Here is a 21,060-nt window from a genome sequence, read left to right as displayed (position 1 = left end):
CGGCCCCGGACCGGATCCCGGACCGAGTCCCGGACCCTACGCTGCTAGCCGAAGAAGGAGCGGACGGCGGTGATGACGCGGTGCTGGTCGGCTTCGGTGAGGTCGGTGGCGCACGGCAGCGACAGGCCGCGGGCGAAGAGCCCGTCGCCGACCGCTCCCCCGAGCACGGGGGCGCTGAGGAACGGCGGCTGGGCGTGCAGCGGCCGCCACAGTGCGCGGGCCCCGACGCCGGCGGCCTGCAGGTGGGCCAGGAAGTCGTCGCGCCCGCGCCCGTCGGCCTCGGGCACGAGCACCGAGTAGAGCCAGTACGTCGCGTCCATGCCCTCGACCCGAGGTGGCAGCACGAGCGGCAGGTCGGCGAACGCCGCGTCGTAGCGTCCGGCGATGCGGTGCTTGGCGGCGACGAACTCCTCCAGCCGCTCCAGCTGGGCCAGCCCGAGGCCGGCGGCGAGGTTGGTCAGGCGGTAGTTGTAGCCGACCTCGTCGTGCAGGTAGCCGACGTCGGGCACCTTCGCCTGGGTCGTCAGGTGCCGCGCGCGGGCCGCGAGGTCGTCGTCGTCGGTGACGATCATCCCGCCGCCGCCGGTCGTGGCGATCTTGTTGCCGTTGAACGAGAAGCACCCGATGCGCCCGACCGTGCCGGTGTGCCGGCCGGCGTAGCGCCCGGTCGTCCACGTGGCACCGAGCGACTCCGCGGCATCCTCGAGCACGGGTATGCCGTGTCGCTCGCAGGCGTCCACCAGCGGTTCCATGTCGGCAGGCTGCCCGAGCACGTGGACGATCTCGACGACCTTCGGCTGGGTCTGGCCGGCCAGGGCGCGCCGGTCGAGGTCGGCGGCCAGCAGCGCCGGGTCGAGGTTCCAGGTGCGGGTCTCGGAGTCGACGAGCACCGGCCGGGCCCCGAGGTAGGCGATGGGGTTGACCGAGCCGACGAACGTGAAGTCGGAGCAGACCACCTCGTCGTCGCGACCGACACCGAGCAGGATCAGGCCGACGTGGATGGCGGCGGTGCCGCTCGAGCAGGCGATGGCGTGCTTCGCGCCGACCTGCTCGGCGAAGCGGCGCTCGAACTCCGACACGAACGGACCCACCGAGGAGACGAACCCGGACTTGACCGCCTCCAGCACGTAGCGCCGCTCGAGCTCGCCGATGTTGGGCACCGCGAGCGGGATGGTCCCCTCCGGGCCACGCGCGCCGGGCGCGTGCGCCTCCCCGCTCGTGTGGTGGCCGGCGGTCACCGGTGGTACCGCGCAGCCGTCTCGAGGTCGACCCGCGGCCGCAGCCACTCGGCCGTCGCCGCCAGGCCCTCCTCGAGGGAGACCGTCGGCGCCCACCCGAGCACCTCGTTGGCCCGGCCGGGGTCCGACAGCAGGATCTGCACCTCCGAGCCCTCGGGCCGGATCCGGTCGCTCTCGGTCACGATCTGCGCGTCACTGCCGGTGACCTTCCGGCACAGCTCGACGACCTCGCCCACCGAGACGGTCCGCCCGGTGCCCAGCTGGATCGTCGTGCCCGGCGCCACGTCGGCCAGGGCCGCTCGCACGAACCCGTCGGCCGTGTCCGTCACGAAGGTGAAGTCCCGCTTCGGGGTCACGTCCCCGAGCCGGACCTGCTCGGCCCCGGCCAGCAGCTGCGACAGCACGGTCGGGATCACGGCCCGCGCGGACTGACGCGGCCCGAAGGTGTTGAACGGGCGCAGCGTCGTCACCGGCGTGCCGAACGACAACGCGTACGACTCGCACATCTTGTCCGCCGAGATCTTCGTCGCCGAGTACGGCGACTGCCCCCGCAGCGGGTGGGCCTCGGTGATCGGCACCTCCTCCGGCGTGCCGTACACCTCGGACGTCGAGGTGTTGACCATCCGCGGCGTCCCGTGCCGACGCACCGCCTCCAGCACGTTCAGCGTGCCGATGACGTTCGTCTCCACGTAGGACCGGGGCGCAACGTAGGAGAACGGGATCGCGATCAGCGCCGCCAGGTGCAGCACGACGTCCACGCCCTCAGCGGATGCCGACACGTGCTCCGGGTCGCGGATGTCGCCGAGCACGACCTCCGCCTGCCCGTCACGCACCGCCGCCCGGAACGTCTCGGACTCCTCCAGCCAGCCGGTCGACCCGTTGGAGTTGTACAGGCAGAACGCCCGCACCTGCGCGCCGTCAGCGACGAGGCGCTCCACGACGTGCGAGCCGATGAACCCGTCGGACCCGGTGACCAGCACGGTCCTGCCGGCCAGCGAGCCCTCCACGGGACGCGCGGTCAGCTCGGCCCGACGGGCCTCGTCGGAGGTGATGGTGCCCGGAAGTGTTGTCACGGCTGCCTTTTCGTCATTGTTCGGTCAGTCATCGTTCGGTCAGTCATCGTTGGGTCAGTCATCGGTCGGTCAGCCATCGTCCGGTCGGTCATCGTCCGGTCGGTCATCGAGGCGTCGGTCACGAGTGACCCTTCGCGCGGGCCAGGTCCCGCGGCGTGCCCACGTCGATCCACTCGCTCTGGATCGGCCACGCCGCCACCGGCTCCCCGCGCCCCAGGCACGTCTGCACCAGCTCCGGCATCGTGCTCGCCCGGCCCTCCGGCAGCCACGACAACGCCCGCGGGTCCACGGCATACACCGCCGCGTTGATGTCGAAGGTCAGCGTCGGCTTCTCCGACACCCCGGTCACCCGCCCGTCGGTGCTCTCCACCACCCCGAAGGGCACCTCGTGCTGGTAGGTGCGCGTCGCCACCGTCAACGCCGCCCCCGCCCGCCGGTGCGCATCCAGCAGGTCGCTCGCGTCGAACTCGACCATGAGGTCGCCGTTCATCACCAGCACCGGGTCCGCCAGATCCGGCCGCTCGGCCCGCAGCAACGTCAGCGACCCCGCCGTGCCCAGCGGCCGGTCCGGCTCCTCCCGCAGGTAGCGCACCGTGCACCCCAGGCGCGAGCCGTCCCCCAGGTGCTCCTCGATCTGCTCGGCCAGGTAGTTCACGCTCACGTAGATCTCGCGGATCCCGTTGCCCACCAGCCCCAGCACGATCCACTCCAGGATCGAACGACCCGCGACTGTCATCAGCGGCTTCGGCGTGTCCTTCGTCAGCGGCCCCAGCCGGGTCCCACGGCCCCCGGCCATCACCACCGCCACGTTCGGCAGCGGCGCCGACCCGACGACGTCCGACAGGGTGTGCAACCCGACCACGACACCCTCGCCGTCCAGCTCCGGCACCGCCGAGATCCGCAACGCCTGCATCAGGTCCAGCACCAGCGCCCGCGGCGACCCCGCCGGCACGGCGTGCGGCGAGCGCGTCGCATGGTCCAGCGCCGGATCCTCCAGGCTCGAGCCCTTCAGCACGGCGCGCCGCAGGTCACCGTCGGAGAGCAGACCGGCCAGGCGTCCGGCCTCGTCGACCAGCAGGCACACCAGGGTCGCGCTGCGGTCGACCACCTCCAGCGCCTCGCGGATCGTGGCCGTCATCGGCGCGCAGGCCGCGCGCAGGTCCCGAGCCGTCACTGCTCCTCCTCACGGTCGCCGCCGTCGGTGCGTCCAGGTAGGGCGGGCCCGGCGGTCGTCGTGAACGCGCGTGCGTCACGGAAGGGCTTGACCCGCGGGGCGCGCGCCGCTGCCCGAACGATATCGAGGATGCGCGCGCTGGCCTCACCCGTGCCGTAGGGGTTCGTGATGTGGGCCGAGTGCTCGCGCCAGCGCGGGGTCAGGGCGGTCCGCAGCGCGGCCTCGACGGCCTCGCGCCCCTCGTCGGCGTGGACGACGTTCTCCCCGCGCAGCCGACCGCGCTGGCGCTCGCCGACGTCGACGGCGGGCACGTGCAGGGTCGCGGCCTCGATGACACCCGAGCTCGAGTTGCCGACGACGACGTCGGCGGCAGCGAGCACGCGGGGGTAGTCGCGGCCCAGGGCGGCGACGAGGCGCAGCCGCGGCTCGCGGGAGGCGAGCTGCGTCAGCGCGGCGAGGATCTCCTCGCGGCCCCCGTCCATGCCCGGGTGCGTGGCGACGACCGTGCCGCAGGTGGCGAGCGCCGCCTCGGCCGCCTCGTGGGCCCACCGGCCCACCGGCGCGCCGGGCTGGGCGGTCGGCGGGTGGTAGGTCAAGAGAGCGAGCGGGCGCTCGACGGCGGCGCCCAGCAGGTCGGCCAGCTCGTCGTCCGGCAGGGGCTGCGCGGCCGCGAGGCGGTCCAGGCCCGGCGCCCCCGTCACGTGGACGCGCTCGCCGGGCTCCCCCAGCTGCCGCACCCGGGCGGCCGCGTCGTCGGACGCGACGCAGTGCTGGTCGGCCAGCTTGGTGACGGCGTGCCGGACGCGTTCGTCGAGCGCGCCCTCGGTGACCTCTCCCCCGTGCAGGTGCACGACCGGGACGCCGAGCAGCACCGCCGGCGGCACGACGTAGAGCAGCTCCCACCGGTCGCCGAGGACGACGAGGACGTCGACCGAGTGCTCACGCAGGGCCCGTCCCGTCGCGCGTGACAGCAGGGCGCCCTGCTCGAGCTGTGCCTCGACGCTGACCTCGGCCATCGGCTCCGCGAGCGGCACCACGGCCGCGCGCCAGGCCCGCTCGGGGGCGCTCGTGGGCAGTGCCGCGACGAGGTCGTCGGCGGCATACATGACCCCGGTCAGGATGCGCAGGCTCACGTCGTCGGCCGACTGCAGCGCCTCGAGCACCGGTGAGAGCGGGCCGAGGTCGGCGCGCGTCCCGACGAAGGCGGCGACGGTGAGTGGCTGGGCGGTCATGTGGCTCAGGGCTGCTCGAGGTCGGCGTCGGTGACGGGCGCCCCGGCCTCGACCGCCCGGGTGACGACGCGCCCGCGGATGTCGGTGCCCGGGCTGATGCCGCCCTCGGGGCGCAGCAGCTGCAGGTCGTCGCCGGTCAGCTCGGTGCCGGGGCGCAGGGCGCGGGCGGCGTGCCACGAGCGCCGGACGAGGAGGGCGTTCTCCTCCTCGGACGGCATACGCACCTTGACCCCGTCGCCGAGGGCGCGCGCCAGCTGCTTCGTCGCCGCGACGTAGTCGGTCAGCTCGCCGGGCTCGAGGCTGGCGAGGTGGTCGGGCCCGGGCAGGGTGCGGTCGCTCGTGAAGTGCTTCTCGAGGATGGGGGCGCCCAGCGCCACGGCACCGAGCGCCGTCGTGAGCCCGGGCGTGTGGTCCGACCACCCCACGGGTATGCCGTGCAGCTCGGTCAGGCGCGGGATGGCCCGTAGGTTGCACTCCTCCACCGGCGCCGGGTAGGCCGAGACGCAGTGGAAGAGGACGAGCCCCGGCGCGTCGGCGCAGGCCTCGACCGCGGCCTCGACCTCCTCCTCGGTGCCCATCCCGGTGGAGACGAGCAGGACGACACCGAGGCGGGCCATCTCCCGCAGGTAGGGCAGGTTGGTCAGCTCGCCCGAGCTCACCTTCAGGGCGGGCAGCCCGAGGTCGACGAGCATCTCTGCGCTGTCGAGGTCGAAGGGCGTCGACAGGAAGGTCGTGCCCGCCTCGGTGGCGTGGTCGCGCAGCTCGACCCAGGCCTCCTTGGGCAGGGTCAGGGCCTCCAGCAGGCTGCGCTGGTCGGTGGACCCGCCGCGGTCGCGCTGGTAGGGGGTCGTGGCCGCCGCCGACGAGACGAGCTTGTCGGGTGAGAAGGTCTGGAACTTCACGGCGTCGGCGCCCGAGGCCGCCGCGATGTCGACGAGCCGGTGGGCCAGGTCGACGTCGCCGTTGTGGTTGACCCCGGCCTCGGCGATGACGAAGACGTCACCGGCGGTGGGAACGGTCGCCGTGCCGATCGCGACCGGGGTGACGGCGTTCAACGGGTCGCTCATGTGGTCTCTCCAGGAAGGTGGTGGGCGGCGGCGGGGCGGGCGGTGGCCGGAACGCCGACGACGGTCTGGCCGTCGGCGACGTGCCCGGTGACCACCGCACCGGCGCCGACGGTGACGCCGGACCCCACGGTGACGAGCGGCAGGACGCGGGCGCCGCTGCCGACGAGGGTCCCGTCGCCGACGCAGGCGCCGCCGAGCACGACGGCACCGGGGGCGAGGTGGACCCCGACGCCGATGCTGCAGTCGTGCTCGACGACGGCCGCCGTGTTGACGAGCACCCCTTCGCCGAGGTGGCTGGCCGGGCCGACGTGGGCGTGCTCGAGCACCACGCAGCCGTCACCGAGCAGGCTCCGGTCCGACACCGTGGCGGTCGACGCGACGACGGGTGGCACGCGGAGCCCGCGGGCGAGCAGCTCCCGGACCAGTCGCGTACGCGTCGCCGAGGCGCCGATGGCGACGACGAGACGCAGGCCCCGGGCGGTGGCCAGCTCGACGGCCGCGTCGTCGTCGGCGAGCACGTCGACGTGCCACGGCTGTCCCTCGGGCGCGTGGCCTGACACGGCGACGACGGACTGGCCGGCCCGCTCGAGCACGTCGACGACCGAGCGGGCGTGCCCGCCGGCGCCGAGCACGACCCAGCCGGCCTCGCCGGTCGCCACGTCAGACCGTCCCGGTCGTGGCGGTCGCAGGCGTGGTCGCAGTGGTCGCGGAGGTCTGGGAGGTCGCCGGCGCGGTCGGCCCAGCTGGGAGGGCGGTGGCAGGATCACCGGCGGCCGGCGCGTGCCCCAGCGAGGCCGCAGCCTCGGCCAGCGCGCCGCCGACCTTGCGGATGTTGTCAGGCTCGAGCACCGGGGGGACGCGCGGCGGGTCGAGCACGAGACCCTCCCACGAGTTCCGGACGTAGTCGTGGACGAACCACTCGTCGATCGACGCCTGGTCCGCGCGCAGCGACTCCCACCCGCGGTCCGCGACGAACTGCGTGAGGTCGTCGGGCGATGCCAGCCGTGCGACGTTGCCCAGCCCGCTCCACGGCATCTCGGCGCCGGTCACCACCGGCAGCCCGAGCAGGCCCGCCTCGAGGCCCACCGTGCCCGTGGCGGTGACCGTGAAGACGGCCTGCTTCATCAGCTCGCGCGAGTCGGCGAACGGGTCGATCGTCGCGATGTTCGGGTGGGCGTCGAACTGCGGCCAGTAGTCGGGGTCGCGGCGCCACATGAAGTGCGCATGCTCCTTGACGGCGACCCCGATACCGAGCGGGGCCAGCGCCTCGGCGAGAACGCGGGCGGTGTAGGCCTGGTCGCGCCACTCCTGCCCCATGACGTCCGCGCTGGACTCTGGCTGCACCTGCAGCGGCAGGAACACGAACTTCTCGGGCACCGGGTCCCAGCGCCGACCGGAGTACTCGCGCAGGTTGAGGCGCGCCTTGACGGGGTTGAGCCACGGCAGCCGGGCGTAGTCGGTGGGCCGGGGCAGCTGCAGGTTCGCGCCGCGGTCGAGGGCGAACTCCCTGATCCGGTCGCTCGCGAGGCGCCAGATCTCCTGCCCCGTCTCGACCTTGAGGTTACGGGCGAAGCCCATAGGCCGGCCGTGCTGTGCGCGCCACGTGTCGAGGAAGGCCTGTCCGGCCGCGACGGCCGAGGGGTCCTCGACCTGGCGCTGCCACAGGGTGATGCCCTTGGGTGCGCCGATCAGTCCGAAGCGGTCGGAGGGCAGCCGTATGCCGCGTGGCCAGGTCGCGAGGCCGCCGTGGTGGGTGACGAGACCGGCAGTCAGCAGCTCGGACGTCACCGTGAACTCGACGAGCGCGAGCATCGGTCCGCGGTCGGCGACGACCGCCTCGAGCTCCTCGGCGGCGAGGTTGAGGAAGTTCATCGCCGTGTCGACCCGGTTACGGCGCAGCGCGCGCTCGGACACGAGCAGGTCGAGCGGGTCGAGACCCACGCCCGCGCAGGCGCGCTTGAGAGCCGCGTGCGGCGCGAGGCCACTGACGACGTTGGCCTTGCGCGCGGCGGCATACGGCAGCCTCACGGTCGTGGCGCGCGGCGCGTGCCGGCGCACCCACGCGAGGTTGGCGTCGGTCCTCGCGACGAGCACGAGGTCCCTGGTGTCGAATCCGGCGTGCACGAGTGCGGGGACGAGGAGGTCGTCGTAGCCCAGACCCATGTGGACGAGCGGTGTCACCACGAAAGCGTGTCTCCTGCGTGTCGGTCGCTGCCGGGACGAGGATGAGCCGGCGAGCGCCCCATCCTATCCGCGCAGCACTCGCACGATCCGGGGCGCGGCCGCGAGCGCGGCGACGGCGACGAGCGCGGCGAGGACCACCCGCAGCCAGGCCCCCGCGCCGGTGAGCGGGAGCACCGACCCCGCCACGGCCAGGGCTGCGCCGCACCCGGCCACGGCGGCCGCCCGGCGTGGCCACCGCAGCGACGAGTGCCGGCGGGCGAAGGCCGTCGTCAGCGCCATGAGGACGAGGTAGCCCACGGCCTTGGCGACGGCGATGCCCACGACGCCGTCGGTGCCCTCGCGCCCGGGTGCGAGCCAGAGGGCGACCGCCACGACGACCGCGAGTGCCGCGAGCGCCGACCAGGCCAGCCGCCCGGTGCGCTCGGCGTCGAGCACCGCCAGGGACGAGCCCTGGTAGAGCATGTACGAGATCGACACGGTGCAGATCAGGCCCAGGGCGCCGACCATCGCCCCGTGGTCGAAGCCGGGGTCGGCCATGACGGCCACGAGCCACGGGCCGAGCAGCGCCACCCCGGCGGCGCCGGCCGCGACGACGGCCGTCAGGACCGTGCCGGTCCGGGCCGTCCACGCCCACCGCCCCTCGACCGGGTGCGACAGCACGAGCGGGCCCCACGCGTTGAAGAGGGCGACGGCGAGGACGAAGGGCATGTTCCCGAGCTGCAGGGCGACCTGGTAGGTGCCGGCGCCGGCCTCCCCGACGAGCGCCCGGGCGAGCAGGACGTCGCCCGAGAGCAGGCCGAGCATGGCCGCTGCCTGCGGCAGCAGCGGCGCGGCGAGCCGGACACCGGCCGAGACCCGCTCCCGCTCGACCGTGGGAGGCAGCGGGCGGCCGAGCGCCACCGCCACGAGCGCCGCCACGAGCACGACCGCCGCGTATGCCGTCAGGTAGCGCTCCGCGGTCGGCTCACCGCGTGCGGCGAGCAGTCCCGCGAGCTGGGCGGCGACCGTCGCGAGCACCGCCAGGGCCAGGAATCCCCACGGCTGCAGTCGGGCCCGCATGAGGGTCTGGCCGGCGACGACGGTGGTCAGCGCCACCGCGGCCACGACGAGCGGCACCCACTGGCCGAGGTCGGCGTGGCCCGTCGCGGACAGGACGAGAGCCAGCGCCAGACCGACCACCCCCAGCGCCACGGCGAGCAGGACCATGGTGCCGGCCAGGGCCCGGGCGACGCGGGGGCCCTCCTCGCCGCGGTGGTGCTCGCGCAGGATCACCTGCGGGATGCCTGCGGCGGCGATCGTGCCGACCATCTGGACCACGACGAGCCCGGTCGCGACCCGGCCGAACTCGGTCGCACCGAGCACCCGGGTGGCGAAGGGCAGCACCAGCAGCACCCCGAGGCCCTGCAGCGCGGTCCCCACGAGGTAGACCACGGCGTGGCCACCGAGGGACGAGCCCCGGCTGCCGGCGGTCGGCGCGGGGGTTCCGGGTGGGCTCGTCACAGACCCGAAGGTACCGGTGCGCGGCGGACCGCCCCTCGGGGACTCGCACGCGCCCACGTCAGCCCCGCGCACGCACCGGGGTGCGTGTGCGCCCGGCCCGGCGAGGCGCAGGAGCGCCGGCGTGGGCGACCACCGGCCGGTTCCTCTAGCCTGCAGGGATGCCGAGCCTGTCGCCGTCCTCACTGCGGGTCGTCGTGCGCGGCTCCGGCTCCATCGGGCAACGGCACGCCCGCGTGTTCCGCCAGGAGGGCGCCGACGTCTCCCTCTGGCCGGTCCGCGACCGCGGCCTGCCTCCGGGCACCGTCGACGACGCCACCGGCGCGCGCCTGCTCGACGACGCGTCGGGCCCGGCTGCGCTGCGCGACACGCTGGTCGTCGTCGCCACCGACACCGCGCGGCACGTCAGCGACGCGCTCCAGGCCCTCGACGCCGGCGCCAGGACGGTCCTCGTCGAGAAGCCGGTGGCACCCACGGCGGCCGACGCCGCCGCCCTGACCGACCACCCCCGCTCCGGCGACGTCTGGGTCGCGGCGCCCCTGCGGGCCCACGAGGCCTTCCGTCACCTGCACCGCCTCGTCGGTCGCCTGGACGACGGCGGCTCCGCCCACGTGTGGTCGCAGTCGTGGCTGCCCGACTGGCGTCCGGACCGCGACTACCGCGAGTCCTACTCCGCGCGACCGGGCGAGGGTGGGGTGCTTCGCGACCTCGTCCACGAGATCGACTACGCGACAGTGCTGTTCGGACCGCCGACCCTTTTGGGCGCTGGCGTCTCGACGACCGGGCCGCTCGACATCGAGGCGGACCAGGCCGCCAGCCTGCTGTGGACGGCAGGCTCCTTCGACGTGGCGGCGCGGCTCGACTACGTCACCCGCCCCACGACCCGCGGCGTCGTGGTCCGCTCCCCCGACGGCGTGCTCGAGTGGGACGTCGTCCGGGCCACCATCCGGCACACCACCGCCGACGGCGACGTCACCGAGCAGGCCTTCGACCACGACCTCGACCGCGACATCGTCATGGGCACCCAGGCCCGGGCGGCCCTCGAGCTGCGTCCGTGGGCACCGGCCCCGGTGCGCATCCCGCGAGGAGCGCCGGCCAACCTCGCCGAGGGCGTCGCCGCCGTCCGCCTCTGTGACGAGGCCCGCGCCCTCAGCACCAGCCGGGCAGACGCCGCTGCCTCGGCCTCGGACCACCCGGAGAAGAACTCGTGACCGACACCAGCCCGCGCGTGCTCGCCGTCATCCCCGCCCGAGGCGGCTCCAAGGGGCTGCCCGGCAAGAACATCCGGCCCCTGCGAGGGCTGCCCCTGATCGCGCACAGCATCCGGGCCGCGGCACTCACCCCCGAGGTGACCCGCTGCGTCGTCACCACCGACTCCCCCGAGATCGCCCGCGTCGCGCGCGAGCACGGCGGCGACATCCCCTTCCTGCGACCGTCCGAGCTGGCCTCCGACGACACCCCGATGGCGCCCGTGGTGCGCCACGCCCTCGAGTCGGTCGAGCGCGAGGAGGGCACGGCATACGACGCGGTGCTGCTCCTCGACCCGACGAGCCCCGCCCGCGTGCCGGCGCAGCTGGCCGAGGCCGTGCGCCGCCTGACCGCGACCGCCGGCCTCGACGGGGTCGTCAGCGTTTCCGAGCCGACGTTCAACCCGGTCTGGGTCGGCGTCCGCCCGGACGACGCGCGCGACGACGTGCTCACCCGCTACTTCCCCTCGGGAGCCGGGGTCACGCGCCGCCAGGACGTCGGGCGCTTCCTGCGCATCAACGGCAACTTCTACCTGTGGCGCGCCGACTTCGTGCGACGGCTCGAGTCGTCGTGGTTCGACGAGGGTCACCACTCCGGACTCGAGATCCCCGAGGCGCAGGCCTTCTCCATCGACGACGACTACGAGTTCCGCCTCATCGAGGCCCTCGTCGGCGCGGGCCTCATCACCCTGCCCTGGCTCACGGGCCACCCGACCCCCCAGGAGGACGTCCGATGACGCAGCCCACCACCGACCTGACCGGGCGCACCGCCGTCGTCACCGGTGGTGCCGGCCCGCTCGGGCGCGTGCTGTCCGACGCCCTCGCCTCGGCCGGCGCACGGGTCGTCGTCGTCGACCGCGACGAAACCGCTTGTGCCGCAACGGCGGACGGCCTGCACGGCTCCGGTCACGTGCCACTCGCGGCCGACCTCCTCGCCCCGCAGGGCCTGACCGACGTCGTGGCGACGGTCACCGACCTCGGCGCGTGCGACGTGCTCGTCAACAACGCCGCCTTCACCGGCACCTCGGGTGTCCCCGGGTATGCCGTCCCGTTCGAGGAGCAGACCGACGAGGCCTTCGCGATGGCGCTCGCCCTCAACCTCACGGCGCCCTTCTCGCTGACGCGCCGCCTCGCACCCCTGCTGCGGGCCGGAGGCCACGGCAGCGTCGTCAACGTCTCGAGCATCTACGGGCTCGTCGGCCCGAACATGGGCCTCTACGAGGGCACACGGATGGGCAACCCGGCCGCGTACGCCGCGAGCAAGGGCGGTCTCGCCCAGCTCACGCGCTACCTCTCGACCGTGCTCGCGCCCGAGGTGCGGGTCAACGCCTTCGCGCCCGGCGGCATCGCGCGCGGCCAGGACGAGGCGTTCGTCGAGCGCTACGAGCGGCTGACGCCGCTGGGCCGGATGGGCACCGAGGACGACTTCCGCGGGGTGGTCACCTGGCTCGCCTCGGACGCGTCGGCATACGTCACCGGGCAGGTCGTCGCCGTCGACGGCGGCTGGACCGCCTGGTAGCGCGTGCCACTTGGTCGCGCCGTACCCCGCCCGAAAACGGTTCGAGGTGATGCCGCGGCCGTCACCGGCACGGCACCACCTCGAACGGGTGTGCTGGGAGCGGGTCAGCCCTCGAGCTCCGGAGCGACCGTCTGCTCGAACAGCTCGATGCCGGAGCGGTCGTAGGCGGCCTCCGCGAAGTACGTGATGGCGTACGTCATGCCGCGGGCCTGCATGTCCTTGAGCATCGTGATGATCTTGTCGGGGGTGCCGACGGCCGGCTGCTTGCGCAGGTCGTCCACCGCGGCGGCCGCCTTGTCGTCGGCGACACCGCCCTTGCGCAGCAGCTCGCCGTAGAACGCCAGGCGGTCCTCGACGTCGCTGTCGGTCTCACCGATGACGACGTTGTAGTTGGCCGAGCGGACGATCTCGCCGAAGTCGCGGCCGAGGTCGTCGCAGTGGCCCTTGAGGACCTCGCTCTTGTGGTCGAAGCCCTCGGGGCTGCCGTCGAAGTTGGTGTAGTCGGCGTACTGCGCCGCGATCTTGAGGGTCACCTTCTCGCCGCCGCCGGCGATCCACATCGGGATGCCGTTGACGGCGCTGCCCGGGTGGCTCGTGCCCTGCAGCGGGCGCGGGGCGCAGATGGCGCCGTCGACCTGGTAGTACTTCCCGTCGAGCGTGGCCTCGCCCTTGGTCCACATGTCGCGGAAGACCTGCACGCCCTCGCGCAGGGCGCCGAGGCGGTCACCGGCCTTGGGGAAGCCGTAGCCGTAGGCACGCCACTCGTGCTCGTACCAGCCGGCGCCGATGCCCATCTCGGTGCGCCCACCGGAGATGACGTCGACGGTCGCGGCGACCTTGGCGAGGTAGGCGGGGTTGCGGTAGGCCATGCACGTGCACATCTGGCCCAGGCGCACCCGGCTCGTGGCGGCGCCGAAGCCGGCCATGAGCGACCACGCCTCGTGCGTCGCCTCCCCCGACGGCTGGGGCACCGTGTGGAAGTGGTCGTAGACCCAGATCGACTCGAAGACGTCGCCGTCGTCAGCGTGCCGGGCGAGGTTGACCATGGCCTCCCACTGCTGGGCCGGCTCGATCCCGACGAGGTCCATCCGCCAGCCCTGGGGCACAAACATTCCAAATCGCATCCCGTCATCAAACCACGGCGTTCTGGAAGAGGGCTGGACAGGACGGACCCGGCGACCGTCGGCCGCCCGTGTGAGGATGGCGCCATGACCGCCCACCGCAACGACCCTGCCGTCATCCGGGACCTGCTGCACACCCCGGCCACCTGGGCCGTCGTGGGCCTCGGCGCCAACCCCGACCGCACGGCATACTCCGTCTCCCGGTGGCTCCAGCGCGAGCTGGGGCTGCGCATCGTCCCGGTGCACCCGAGCGCGGCGACGGTGCACGGTGAGCCCGGCCATGCCACCCTCTCCGACATCCCGGACGGCACCGTCGTCAAGGTCGTCGACTGCTTCGTCAACAGCGCGCGGGTCGGCCAGGTCGTCGACGAGGCGATCTCCCAGCGCGAACGGCTTGGCATCGAGGCCCTGTGGCTCCAGCTCGGCGTGATCGACGAGGAGGCGGCGGCCCGGGCCGAGGCTGCCGGCCTGTCCGTGGTCATGGACACCTGCCCGAAGATCGAGTTCCCCCGGATCCGGCCCGGCGACGGCGCGAACGCCGTCACCGACTGACCGCCGTGGCGGCCGTCGGGCTGCACACGCGGCGCTGGGGTGAACCGGGGTCGGCTCCGCCGGTCCTGCTCGTCCACGCGACCGGTGAGAGCTCGGCCGACTGGGAGCAGGTGGCGCCCGGGCTGGCCACCGACCGGCTGGTCGTCGCCGTGGACCTGCGGGGGCACGGGTCCAGCCCGCGCGCGGGCAGCTACGCGCTCACCGAGCTCGCCGGCGACGTCGAGGCGGTCGCGGCAGGCCTCGCGGCCGAGCACGGGCGACCCGCCGACGTCGTGGGCCACTCGCTGGGCGGGCTGGTCGCCTGCATCGTCGCGAGCCGCCGGCCCGAGCTCGTCCACCGCCTCGTGCTCGAGGACGTCCCGGTGCCGCATCCCCGCGAGCCACGGCCCCCGACCAGGCCCGAGGGCGATCTCACCTTCGACTGGGCGGCCGTGCTGCAGGTGCGAGTGCAGATCGACGACCCGGACCCCGAGTGGGCCCAGCTCGTCGCCGGCATCACGGCCCCGACGCTCGTGGTCTGGGGCGGCCCGAGCAGCCCGATGCCGGCCGAACACGTCGCGCAGATGGCCGAGACCGTCGCCGACGGCCGGCTCGTGCGCATCGACGCGGGGCACCTGGTCCACGCGAGCCAGCCGGCCGCGTTCACGGCCGCCGTGCGGGGCTTCCTCCTCCCGCCCGGCTGAGGTTGAGGGCGTATGCCGTCCGCTGGGCTCACTCGAGCCCGCGGGCGACCTCCTCGCGCAGCTTCGCGCCCTTGGCGTGCGCCTGCTCCCGCAGGTCGTCCTGGAAGGTGACCATCTGCTCGCGCACGTCGACAGCGAGCTCGTCGCTGCCGGCTGCCACGATCCGCGCGGCGAGCAGGCCGGCATTGCGGGCGCCGCCGATCGACACGGTGGCCACGGGCACGCCGGCCGGCATCTGCACGATGGAGAGCAGCGAGTCCATGCCGTCGAGGTACTTCAGCGGCACGGGCACCCCGACCACCGGTAGCGGCGTGACCGAGGCCAGCATGCCGGGCAGGTGGGCGGCTCCCCCGGCCCCGGCGATGACGACGCGCAGGCCGCGACCCGCAGCCTGCTGGCCGTAGGCGATCATCTCGTCGGGCATCCGGTGTGCCGAGACGACGTCGGCCTCGTAGGGGATGCCGAACTCCGCCAAGGCCCGGGCGGCCTCGCGCATCACGGGCCAGTCGCTGTCGCTGCCCATGACGATGCCGACCACGGGGGCCGGTGCGGCCTGGTTGCTCTCGCTCATTCGGTGATCGTCCCTCTGAGGTAGTCGGCGGCGTGGCCGGCGCGCTCGCGCGCCTCCTCGAGGTCGCCGCTGCTGACGTTGACGTGGCCGATCTTCCGGCCGGGACGCACGCCCTTGCCGTAGACGTGCACCTTGGCGCCGGGGTCGCGCGCCATGATGTGGCGGTAGGCCGGGTAGAGGTGCTCGTAGTCACCGCCCAGCACGTTGGCCATGACGGTCCACGGCGCCCGCGGCCGGGGGTCACCGAGCGGGAGGTCGAGGACCGCGCGCAGATGCTGCTCGAACTGGCCCGTCACAGCGCCGTCCATCGACCAGTGGCCGCTGTTGTGGGGCCGCATCGCGAGCTCGTTGACGACGTAGGACGGCTCGCCGTTCGGCGACCGGACCTCGAACATCTCCACCGCGAGCACGCCCGTGACGCCGAGCTCGCCGGCGATGCGCAGCGCCGCCTCGGTCGCGACGGAGGCGAGGTCCGCGTCGAGGGCCGGGGCCGGGGCGAGCACCTCGGTGCAGACCCCGTCGGTCTGGACCGTCTCGACCACCGGCCAGGCGGCCGCCTGGCCGGACGGGCTGCGGGCCAGGAGCACGGCCAGCTCGCGCTCGAAGTCGACCTTCTCCTCGAGCAGCAGGCCGTGCTCGAGGGGTCCGGGGGCGCCGATGCGCGACACCCAGTCGGCGATGTCGTCCACCGACGAGGCGATCGCCACTCCCTTGCCGTCGTAGCCGCCGCGCGGGGTCTTGGCGACGATCGGCCAGCCGACCTCGTCACCGAAGGCCGTGACCTCCTCGGCGGTCGTCGCGCGCGCCCAGCGGGGGCACGCGATGCCGAAGGCGCTGAGGCGCTCCCGCATGGCGAGCTTGTCCTGCGCGAAGTGCAGGGCGGCGCGGGTCGGGTGCAGGGTCACCCCGTCCGCCTCGAGCGCCTCGAGCACGTGCGGGGGCACGTGCTCGTGGTCGAACGTCACGACGTCGCAGTGCTCGGCGAAGGCCCGGATGGCCTCGTAGTCGGTGTGCTCACCGACCGGCGAGCTGGGCACGACGAGCGCGGCAGCTGCCGTGTCGCTCTCGGCGAGCACCGACAGCTGGATGCCGAGCTCGACGGCGGGGCCCTGCATCATGCGGGCGAGCTGTCCGCCGCCGACCACGCCGACGACGGGGAAACCTCCGGGGGCGCGCTTGGGCTGGCTCACGACGGCCAAGCGTAGTCGGCGTCAGCGGACGGGGTCGTGCCGGTCCGGCTGGCGCACCGCGACCCCGGCCGGCCGGCCGGAGCCACCCGTGTGGGCGCGGGCCTCGGCACCCACCTCGGCAGCCGCGGTGGGCTCGCTGGCCTCGTCGTCCTCCGACAACACCGCCTCGACGTGCGCCGGGTCGGCCAGCTCGGGGTGCGCGGTGCGCACGGCGGCGAAGGTCCAGAGCTTGTTGAGCACGAACGACACCGGGGTGACGACCGCGATGACGATGAGCTGGGCCCAGTAGAGCCGGGTCCGCAGGCCGGTGGAGTCGTCGAACACCGTGGGCGACAGGTGGATCGGCGAGTCGAGGTGCATGAGCAACGTCAGCAGCAGGAGCCCGACCACCTGGCCGAGCAGTCCGACCGCGAGGAACGGCCAGTACTCGCGCCACCAGCGGGCGTGCTTGCCGGTTCGGAAGGTCCAGCTCCGGTTCAGCTGGAAGTTCCAGAGGTTGGCCACGAGGAAGGCGACGGTCGAGTAGAGGTGGTACCAGCGCACGTTGAACTCGGTGCCGGGCAGGCCGACCAGGGCCTCGTCGAAGCCCGGCCCGAGCTTCTTGACGACGACGAGGGTCAGCAGGTTGACCAGCACGCCGGAGGCGCCCACCACCGCGAACCGGAGCAGCAGCAGCCAGTTGTGCCGGTGGCGCACGAACAGGAACTCATGCAGGCGCCTCACCGGGGCACCCTACCCCGCGAGTCCGGGAGTTCCCGGGTGGTTCGCGCAGGTCGGTGGGGGCCGGGCGCGCGTCCTTCAGTCGGTCTCGGCCTCGGACAGGAAGAGGGCGAAGCGGGCGGGCTGGGCCTGCACGAGGTCGAGGCGCCCGCCGTTGGACTCGGCGAGGTCGCGCGCGAGCGCGAGCCCGAGCCCGGTGCTGCCGCCGGCGCCGCTGCTGACGGACCGCTCGAAGATGTGCGGGGCCATGGCGGCGGGCACGCCGTCGCCCTGGTCGCTGACCTCGACGATGACCGAGGGTCCCGACCGGCGGGCGTGCACGTCGACGGTGCCACGCCCGTGCACGAGCGAGTTCTCGAGCAGGGTCGAGAGCACCTGCGACAGCGCGACCGGCGTGGACCGGACGAAGAGACCACGCTCGCCGCGCACCCGCACCGAGCGGCGCGCCTGCTCGAAGGCGGGCTGCCACTCGCGCTGCAGCGCGGCGATGACCGAGTCGAGCGAGACCGCCGGGGCCGGCCCGCCGGCGCCGCGGGTGCGGCCCAGCAGGTCGTCGACCACCCGGGTCAGGCGCTCGACCTGCGCGATCGCGATCGTCGCCTCCTCCTTGACCACCTCGGCGTCGTCGGTCTCCGAGATCTCCTCGAGGCGCATGAGCAGGGCGGTCAGGGGGGTGCGCAGCTGGTGCGAGGCATCCGCGGCGAAGTCGCGCTCGGCCGCCAGCGACTTCGTCATGTCGTGGGCCCGCCGGGTCATGACCCCGGAGACCAGGTCCATCTCCTCGATGTCCGAGTGCACCGGGGCGAGCCTGGCCTCCCCCGCCGCGAAGCGGGTGGCCAGCTCCACGAGCTCCCGTGAGGAGCGACCGACCCGGGCGCGGCTGCGCGCCGTGAGGACGTATGCCGTGACGCCGCCCAGGACTCCGACGACGAGCATCGCACCGCCGAAGCGGGCGACCACCGTGGAGGGCTCCGAGGCCAGCAGCTGGCTCACCGCCCCGGGGCGCTGGGTCAGGACCCACGCCACGACGGCCGTCGAGAGCAGGACGCAGACCCCGGCGCAGACGGCCGCGACGACGAGCGCCAGCCGGTCGAGCACGCCCCGCACGGTCACTCCGCCTGTGGCCGTTCGAAGCGGAAGCCGACGCCACGGACCGTAGCGATGTACTGCGGGGACGTGGCGTCGTCACCGAGCTTGCGCCGCAGGACGGAGATGTGCATGTCGAGGGTCTTCGTGGAGCCGAACCAGGCGGTGTCCCAGATCTCACGCATGAGCTGCTCGCGGGAGACGACCTTGCCCTGCTCGCGCACGAGGACCCGGAGCAGGTCGAACTCCTTGGCGGTCAGCTGCAGCTCCTGACCCTTGAACCAGGCGCGCCGGCCGTCGGAGTCGATGCGCACGAGCTCGCCGGCGGCCACCGGCTCGGTCGGGGTGCGCCGCAGCAGGGCCCGGACGCGGGCGAGGAGCTCGGCGAGGCGGAACGGCTTGGTGACGTAGTCGTCGGCGCCGGCGTCGAGCCCGACGACCGTGTCGACCTCGTCGGCGCGGGCGGTGAGGATGAGGACCGGGATGGTGCGGCCCTCGGCGCGGATGCGCCGGCACACCTCGAGGCCGTCGATCTTGGGCAGGCCGAGGTCGAGGAGCACGAGATCGGGGCTCTCCTTGGCGCCGTCCAGCGCCGCCAGTCCGTCCTCGCGCACGTCGACGTCGTAGCCCTCGCGCCGCAGCGCGCGCGCCAGCGGCTCGGAGATGGCTGGGTCGTCCTCCGCCAGGAGCACTAGGGTCATGTCACCGTCCTCATCGGGGTGCCGGCCCGGGTCGCGCCGACGGTCGTGAGCCTATCGACAACCGCCCGTTTTGCACCTTGGCGCCCACCCGACACGGCGGCGACGCCACCGGCGCCGCCGCACGGGCCCCGGTAGCGGCCGTGCCGAGCGCGCTCAGCGTCCCGGCCACACCGGCCGGCGCTTCTCGGCGAAGGCCGCCACACCCTCGCGCCGATCGCCCGAGAAGGCGGTCGCCCGCCAGCACGCGTCCTCGATCTCGAGCCCGGCGGCCAGGTCGACGTCGGCCCCCAGGCGCATGGCCCGCTTGGCGCTGCGCAGCCCGACGGGCGAGTTGGCAGCGATGGTGGCGGCCAGCTCGAGTGCCCGGTCGCGAGCGGTCCCCGCGGCGACGACCTCGTCGACCGCGCCCATCTCCAGGGCCTCGCCAGCCGGCATCCGGGCCGCGGTGAAGATCGCCTTCGCGGCGCGCGACCAGCCGACGCGGCGCACGAGCAGCTGCGTGCCACCCCCGCCGGGGATGACGCCGACGCCCACCTCGGGCAGGCCGACCGTCGCGCCCTCCCCCGCCACGACGACGTCGCAGGAGAGCGCCAGCTCGAAGCCACCGCCGAGGGCGAACCCGTCGACCGCTGCGATGGACGGCACCGGCAGGCCGAGCACGCCGCCGTATGCCGCCCGCGCGACCGGACGCTGCTCCATGAGCTCGGCGTCGGTGAAGGCGTTGCGCTCCTTGAGGTCGGCGCCGACGCAGAAGGCCCGCTCGTGGGTGGAGGTGAGCACGACGCAGCGCACGGACTCGTCGGCCGCCACCTGCTTCGTTGCGGCGGCGATCGCGCGGGCCATGGCCGTGGAGACGGCGTTCATGGCCCGGGGGCGGTCGAGGACGATCTCGGCGACGTGGGCGAGCTCGGGGGCCTCGAAGCGCTCGACGCGTACGAGGGCGTCCGGGGCCGAGGCTCCCGCGTCGGTGGGCTCGGGTGCGGTCGGCGTCGACGGCATACGGCGTTCTCCTCGTGGATCGGCGTGAATCGGCTGGGACCGGGACGGGCCTCAGGTGCGGGGGCGCGGCTCGGGGTGCGATCGGTCGCGGCGGGCGGGATCGGGGGTGCCCTGCTCGGGCGTCACCGGTGAGGTCGACCGTCGCGCGGGCGAGGTCGCGCGGCGCAGCAGGGAGGGGGTCACCGGGCCGACGCCGCGCAGGATGCGCCTCCGCTGGCCCGTCAGCTCGAACCCGGAGAGGCTGGCGAGCTCACGGGCCATCGTGGCGTCGACGAGCACCGTGCCGGCCTGCGCGACGGCCGTCAGCCGCGACGCCCGATTGACGGTCGTGCCGAAGACGTCGCCGAGCCGGGAGATGATCGGCCCGCGTGCCATCCCGCAGCGCACGTCGGGCAGCAGGTCGTCCTGCGCCATGGCCTCGACGAGGTCGAGCGCGATGGCAGCGGCGGGAGCGGCCCCCATGGTCGTGAAGAGCACCTCGTCGCCCACCGTCTTGATGAGGCGGCCGCCGTGCGCGGTGATGACGTCGGCCGAGAGGGCCTCGAAGCGGGAGACGAGCCGGGCCAGGTCGCGTTCGGACATCCGTCGCACGAGAGCGGTGAAGTTGACGAGGTCGGCGAAGCCCACCGAGCGCATCTTCGTCATGCCGTAGGACTCGGGGTCGGCGTCGGCGAGCATGCGCGAGACCGTCGCGGAGAGGTGCCGGCGCCAGGCGTAGACGAGGAGCGGCTCGAGGCGGTCGGTGAGCGCCGAGAGCCGCCGAGCGGTCTCGGTGGCGGTCTCGGTGCTCGGGACCGAACGCGTCTCGCCCTCGGCCGTGTCCCCCTCCTCCTCGAGCGCCGCGGTCATGTGGGCCTCGACGGCTTCGGCGATCAGCTGGGACTGCCAGCCGGCCAGGCGGTCGGCCGAGCGGGCGAAGGCCCGCGTCATGGCCAGGGCCGTCTGCTCGTCGAGCAGGCCGTCGCGCACGATGCCGGCGACGGCGCTGAGGGCCTTCTGGTCGGCCTCCGTGAACAGCTCGTCGTCGGTGTCGACGACCGGGAAGCCGAGCGCGTGCCAGAACTTGCGCGCCGAGAGCAGCGACACCTCGGCCCCGCGGCTCACATCGCGGCGGCGCAGCTCGAGCGGACGCCCGAGCAGCTGCTCGGTGTAGTCGTCGCTCGGCCGCCTCGTCGGCTCTGCGCCAGAGCTGCCGGGCTCGGTCAT

At 73.9% G+C, this 21,060-nt stretch carries 21 protein-coding genes; 5 read left to right on the top strand and 16 right to left on the bottom strand.

Going from position 1 to position 21,060, the window contains the following annotated elements:
• Nucleotides 1-44 precede the first annotated feature (44 nt).
• The 8 genes from AB0316_RS16435 to AB0316_RS16400 all read right to left on the bottom strand — a co-directional run bounded on the left by AB0316_RS16435 (nt 45) and on the right by AB0316_RS16400 (nt 9,468).
• Nucleotides 45-1,238: a DegT/DnrJ/EryC1/StrS family aminotransferase gene (locus AB0316_RS16435; RefSeq protein ID WP_366274121.1), complete on the bottom strand. Its 1,194-nt coding sequence runs from the start codon at nt 1,236-1,238 to the stop codon at nt 45-47.
• A complete protein-coding gene (locus tag AB0316_RS16430; protein ID WP_366274120.1) occupies nt 1,235-2,311 on the bottom strand; it encodes an SDR family NAD(P)-dependent oxidoreductase in 1,077 nt (358 codons plus the stop codon). Before AB0316_RS16430 ends, AB0316_RS16435 begins: the two co-directional genes overlap by 4 nt.
• Nucleotides 2,312-2,429: 118 nt before the next feature.
• Entirely contained in the window at nt 2,430-3,485 is a 1,056-nt protein-coding gene (locus AB0316_RS16425) for a nucleotidyltransferase family protein (protein ID WP_366274119.1), read from the bottom strand.
• On the bottom strand, nt 3,482-4,717 hold the full coding sequence (gene neuC, locus AB0316_RS16420; protein WP_366274118.1) for a UDP-N-acetylglucosamine 2-epimerase: 1,236 nt from the start codon (nt 4,715-4,717) through the stop codon (nt 3,482-3,484). The genes AB0316_RS16425 and neuC overlap by 4 nt, the downstream gene beginning before the upstream one ends.
• Before the next feature lie 5 nt (nt 4,718-4,722).
• Entirely contained in the window at nt 4,723-5,784 is a 1,062-nt protein-coding gene (locus tag AB0316_RS16415) for an N-acetylneuraminate synthase family protein (protein WP_366274117.1), read from the bottom strand.
• Entirely contained in the window at nt 5,781-6,443 is a 663-nt protein-coding gene (locus tag AB0316_RS16410; RefSeq protein ID WP_366274116.1) for an acetyltransferase, read from the bottom strand. Before AB0316_RS16410 ends, AB0316_RS16415 begins: the two co-directional genes overlap by 4 nt.
• Before the next feature lies 1 nt (nt 6,444).
• Entirely contained in the window at nt 6,445-7,965 is a 1,521-nt protein-coding gene (locus tag AB0316_RS16405; protein WP_366274115.1) for a hypothetical protein, read from the bottom strand.
• 66 nt (nt 7,966-8,031) lie between these two features.
• A complete protein-coding gene (locus tag AB0316_RS16400; RefSeq protein WP_366274114.1) occupies nt 8,032-9,468 on the bottom strand; it encodes an oligosaccharide flippase family protein in 1,437 nt (478 codons plus the stop codon).
• Nucleotides 9,469-9,626: 158 nt separating this feature from the next.
• Here AB0316_RS16400 and AB0316_RS16395 point away from each other — a divergent pair, with 158 nt between their 5' ends.
• From AB0316_RS16395 to AB0316_RS16385, 3 genes are read left to right on the top strand one after another with little or no spacing between them, the layout of a single operon-like run.
• Nucleotides 9,627-10,676 carry a Gfo/Idh/MocA family oxidoreductase gene (locus AB0316_RS16395; protein WP_366274113.1) on the top strand — a complete coding sequence of 350 codons (1,050 nt, stop codon included), beginning with the start codon at nt 9,627-9,629 and terminating at the stop codon, nt 10,674-10,676.
• The gene (locus tag AB0316_RS16390) at nt 10,673-11,449 is read left to right on the top strand and encodes an acylneuraminate cytidylyltransferase family protein (protein ID WP_366274112.1); all 777 of its coding nucleotides are present in this window, start codon (nt 10,673-10,675) and stop codon (nt 11,447-11,449) included. Before AB0316_RS16395 ends, AB0316_RS16390 begins: the two co-directional genes overlap by 4 nt.
• Complete coding sequence (locus AB0316_RS16385; protein WP_366274111.1) at nt 11,446-12,231, top strand: SDR family oxidoreductase; 786 nt, start codon at nt 11,446-11,448, stop codon at nt 12,229-12,231. The genes AB0316_RS16390 and AB0316_RS16385 overlap by 4 nt, the downstream gene beginning before the upstream one ends.
• Before the next feature lie 104 nt (nt 12,232-12,335).
• Here the strand turns inward: AB0316_RS16385 and AB0316_RS16380 are convergent, their stop codons facing one another.
• Complete coding sequence (locus tag AB0316_RS16380) at nt 12,336-13,355, bottom strand: LLM class F420-dependent oxidoreductase (protein ID WP_366274110.1); 1,020 nt, start codon at nt 13,353-13,355, stop codon at nt 12,336-12,338.
• Between the two features lie 84 nt (nt 13,356-13,439).
• Here AB0316_RS16380 and AB0316_RS16375 point away from each other — a divergent pair, with 84 nt between their 5' ends.
• Together AB0316_RS16375 and AB0316_RS16370 are read left to right on the top strand one after the other, a co-directional pair.
• Complete coding sequence (locus AB0316_RS16375; protein ID WP_366274109.1) at nt 13,440-13,904, top strand: CoA-binding protein; 465 nt, start codon at nt 13,440-13,442, stop codon at nt 13,902-13,904.
• Nucleotides 13,905-13,909: 5 nt separating this feature from the next.
• Nucleotides 13,910-14,587: an alpha/beta hydrolase gene (locus AB0316_RS16370; RefSeq protein WP_366274108.1), complete on the top strand. Its 678-nt coding sequence runs from the start codon at nt 13,910-13,912 to the stop codon at nt 14,585-14,587.
• A gap of 28 nt (nt 14,588-14,615) precedes the next feature.
• Here AB0316_RS16370 and purE read toward each other — a convergent pair whose 3' ends face one another.
• The 7 genes from purE to AB0316_RS16335 all read right to left on the bottom strand — a co-directional run bounded on the left by purE (nt 14,616) and on the right by AB0316_RS16335 (nt 21,060).
• On the bottom strand, nt 14,616-15,158 hold the full coding sequence (gene purE / locus AB0316_RS16365; RefSeq protein WP_366274107.1) for a 5-(carboxyamino)imidazole ribonucleotide mutase: 543 nt from the start codon (nt 15,156-15,158) through the stop codon (nt 14,616-14,618).
• On the bottom strand, nt 15,155-16,348 hold the full coding sequence (locus AB0316_RS16360; protein ID WP_366274106.1) for a 5-(carboxyamino)imidazole ribonucleotide synthase: 1,194 nt from the start codon (nt 16,346-16,348) through the stop codon (nt 15,155-15,157). The genes purE and AB0316_RS16360 overlap by 4 nt, the downstream gene beginning before the upstream one ends.
• Before the next feature lie 21 nt (nt 16,349-16,369).
• Entirely contained in the window at nt 16,370-17,071 is a 702-nt protein-coding gene (locus tag AB0316_RS16355) for a GtrA family protein (RefSeq protein ID WP_366274105.1), read from the bottom strand.
• A 75-nt stretch (nt 17,072-17,146) separates the two neighbouring features.
• Nucleotides 17,147-18,175 carry a HAMP domain-containing sensor histidine kinase gene (locus AB0316_RS16350; protein WP_366274104.1) on the bottom strand — a complete coding sequence of 343 codons (1,029 nt, stop codon included), beginning with the start codon at nt 18,173-18,175 and terminating at the stop codon, nt 17,147-17,149.
• A gap of 2 nt (nt 18,176-18,177) precedes the next feature.
• On the bottom strand, nt 18,178-18,855 hold the full coding sequence (locus AB0316_RS16345; RefSeq protein ID WP_366274103.1) for a response regulator transcription factor: 678 nt from the start codon (nt 18,853-18,855) through the stop codon (nt 18,178-18,180).
• Between the two features lie 153 nt (nt 18,856-19,008).
• Nucleotides 19,009-19,854: an enoyl-CoA hydratase-related protein gene (locus AB0316_RS16340; RefSeq protein WP_366274102.1), complete on the bottom strand. Its 846-nt coding sequence runs from the start codon at nt 19,852-19,854 to the stop codon at nt 19,009-19,011.
• 51 nt (nt 19,855-19,905) lie between these two features.
• Nucleotides 19,906-21,060, bottom strand: a complete 1,155-nt coding sequence (locus AB0316_RS16335) for an adenylate/guanylate cyclase domain-containing protein (RefSeq protein WP_366274101.1) — start codon at nt 21,058-21,060, stop codon at nt 19,906-19,908.

This window comes from Terrabacter sp. NPDC080008, from assembly GCF_040702505.1.
GTDB lineage: Bacteria > Actinomycetota > Actinomycetes > Actinomycetales > Dermatophilaceae > Terrabacter.
This window is presented reverse-complemented; position numbering and strand designations above follow the sequence as displayed.

Coding starts and splice junctions, on each gene's coding strand:
- neuC (WP_366274118.1), bottom strand. CDS start 4,717: ATGACCGCCCAGCCACTCACCGTCGCCGCCTTCGTCGGGACGCGCGCC.
- AB0316_RS16415 (WP_366274117.1), bottom strand. CDS start 5,784: ATGAGCGACCCGTTGAACGCCGTCACCCCGGTCGCGATCGGCACGGCG.
- AB0316_RS16395 (WP_366274113.1), top strand. CDS start 9,627: ATGCCGAGCCTGTCGCCGTCCTCACTGCGGGTCGTCGTGCGCGGCTCC.
- AB0316_RS16385 (WP_366274111.1), top strand. CDS start 11,446: ATGACGCAGCCCACCACCGACCTGACCGGGCGCACCGCCGTCGTCACC.
- AB0316_RS16380 (WP_366274110.1), bottom strand. CDS start 13,355: ATGCGATTTGGAATGTTTGTGCCCCAGGGCTGGCGGATGGACCTCGTC.
- AB0316_RS16375 (WP_366274109.1), top strand. CDS start 13,440: ATGACCGCCCACCGCAACGACCCTGCCGTCATCCGGGACCTGCTGCAC.
- purE (WP_366274107.1), bottom strand. CDS start 15,158: ATGAGCGAGAGCAACCAGGCCGCACCGGCCCCCGTGGTCGGCATCGTC.
- AB0316_RS16345 (WP_366274103.1), bottom strand. CDS start 18,855: ATGACCCTAGTGCTCCTGGCGGAGGACGACCCAGCCATCTCCGAGCCG.
- AB0316_RS16340 (WP_366274102.1), bottom strand. CDS start 19,854: ATGCCGTCGACGCCGACCGCACCCGAGCCCACCGACGCGGGAGCCTCG.
- AB0316_RS16335 (WP_366274101.1), bottom strand. CDS start 21,060: ATGACCGAGCCCGGCAGCTCTGGCGCAGAGCCGACGAGGCGGCCGAGC.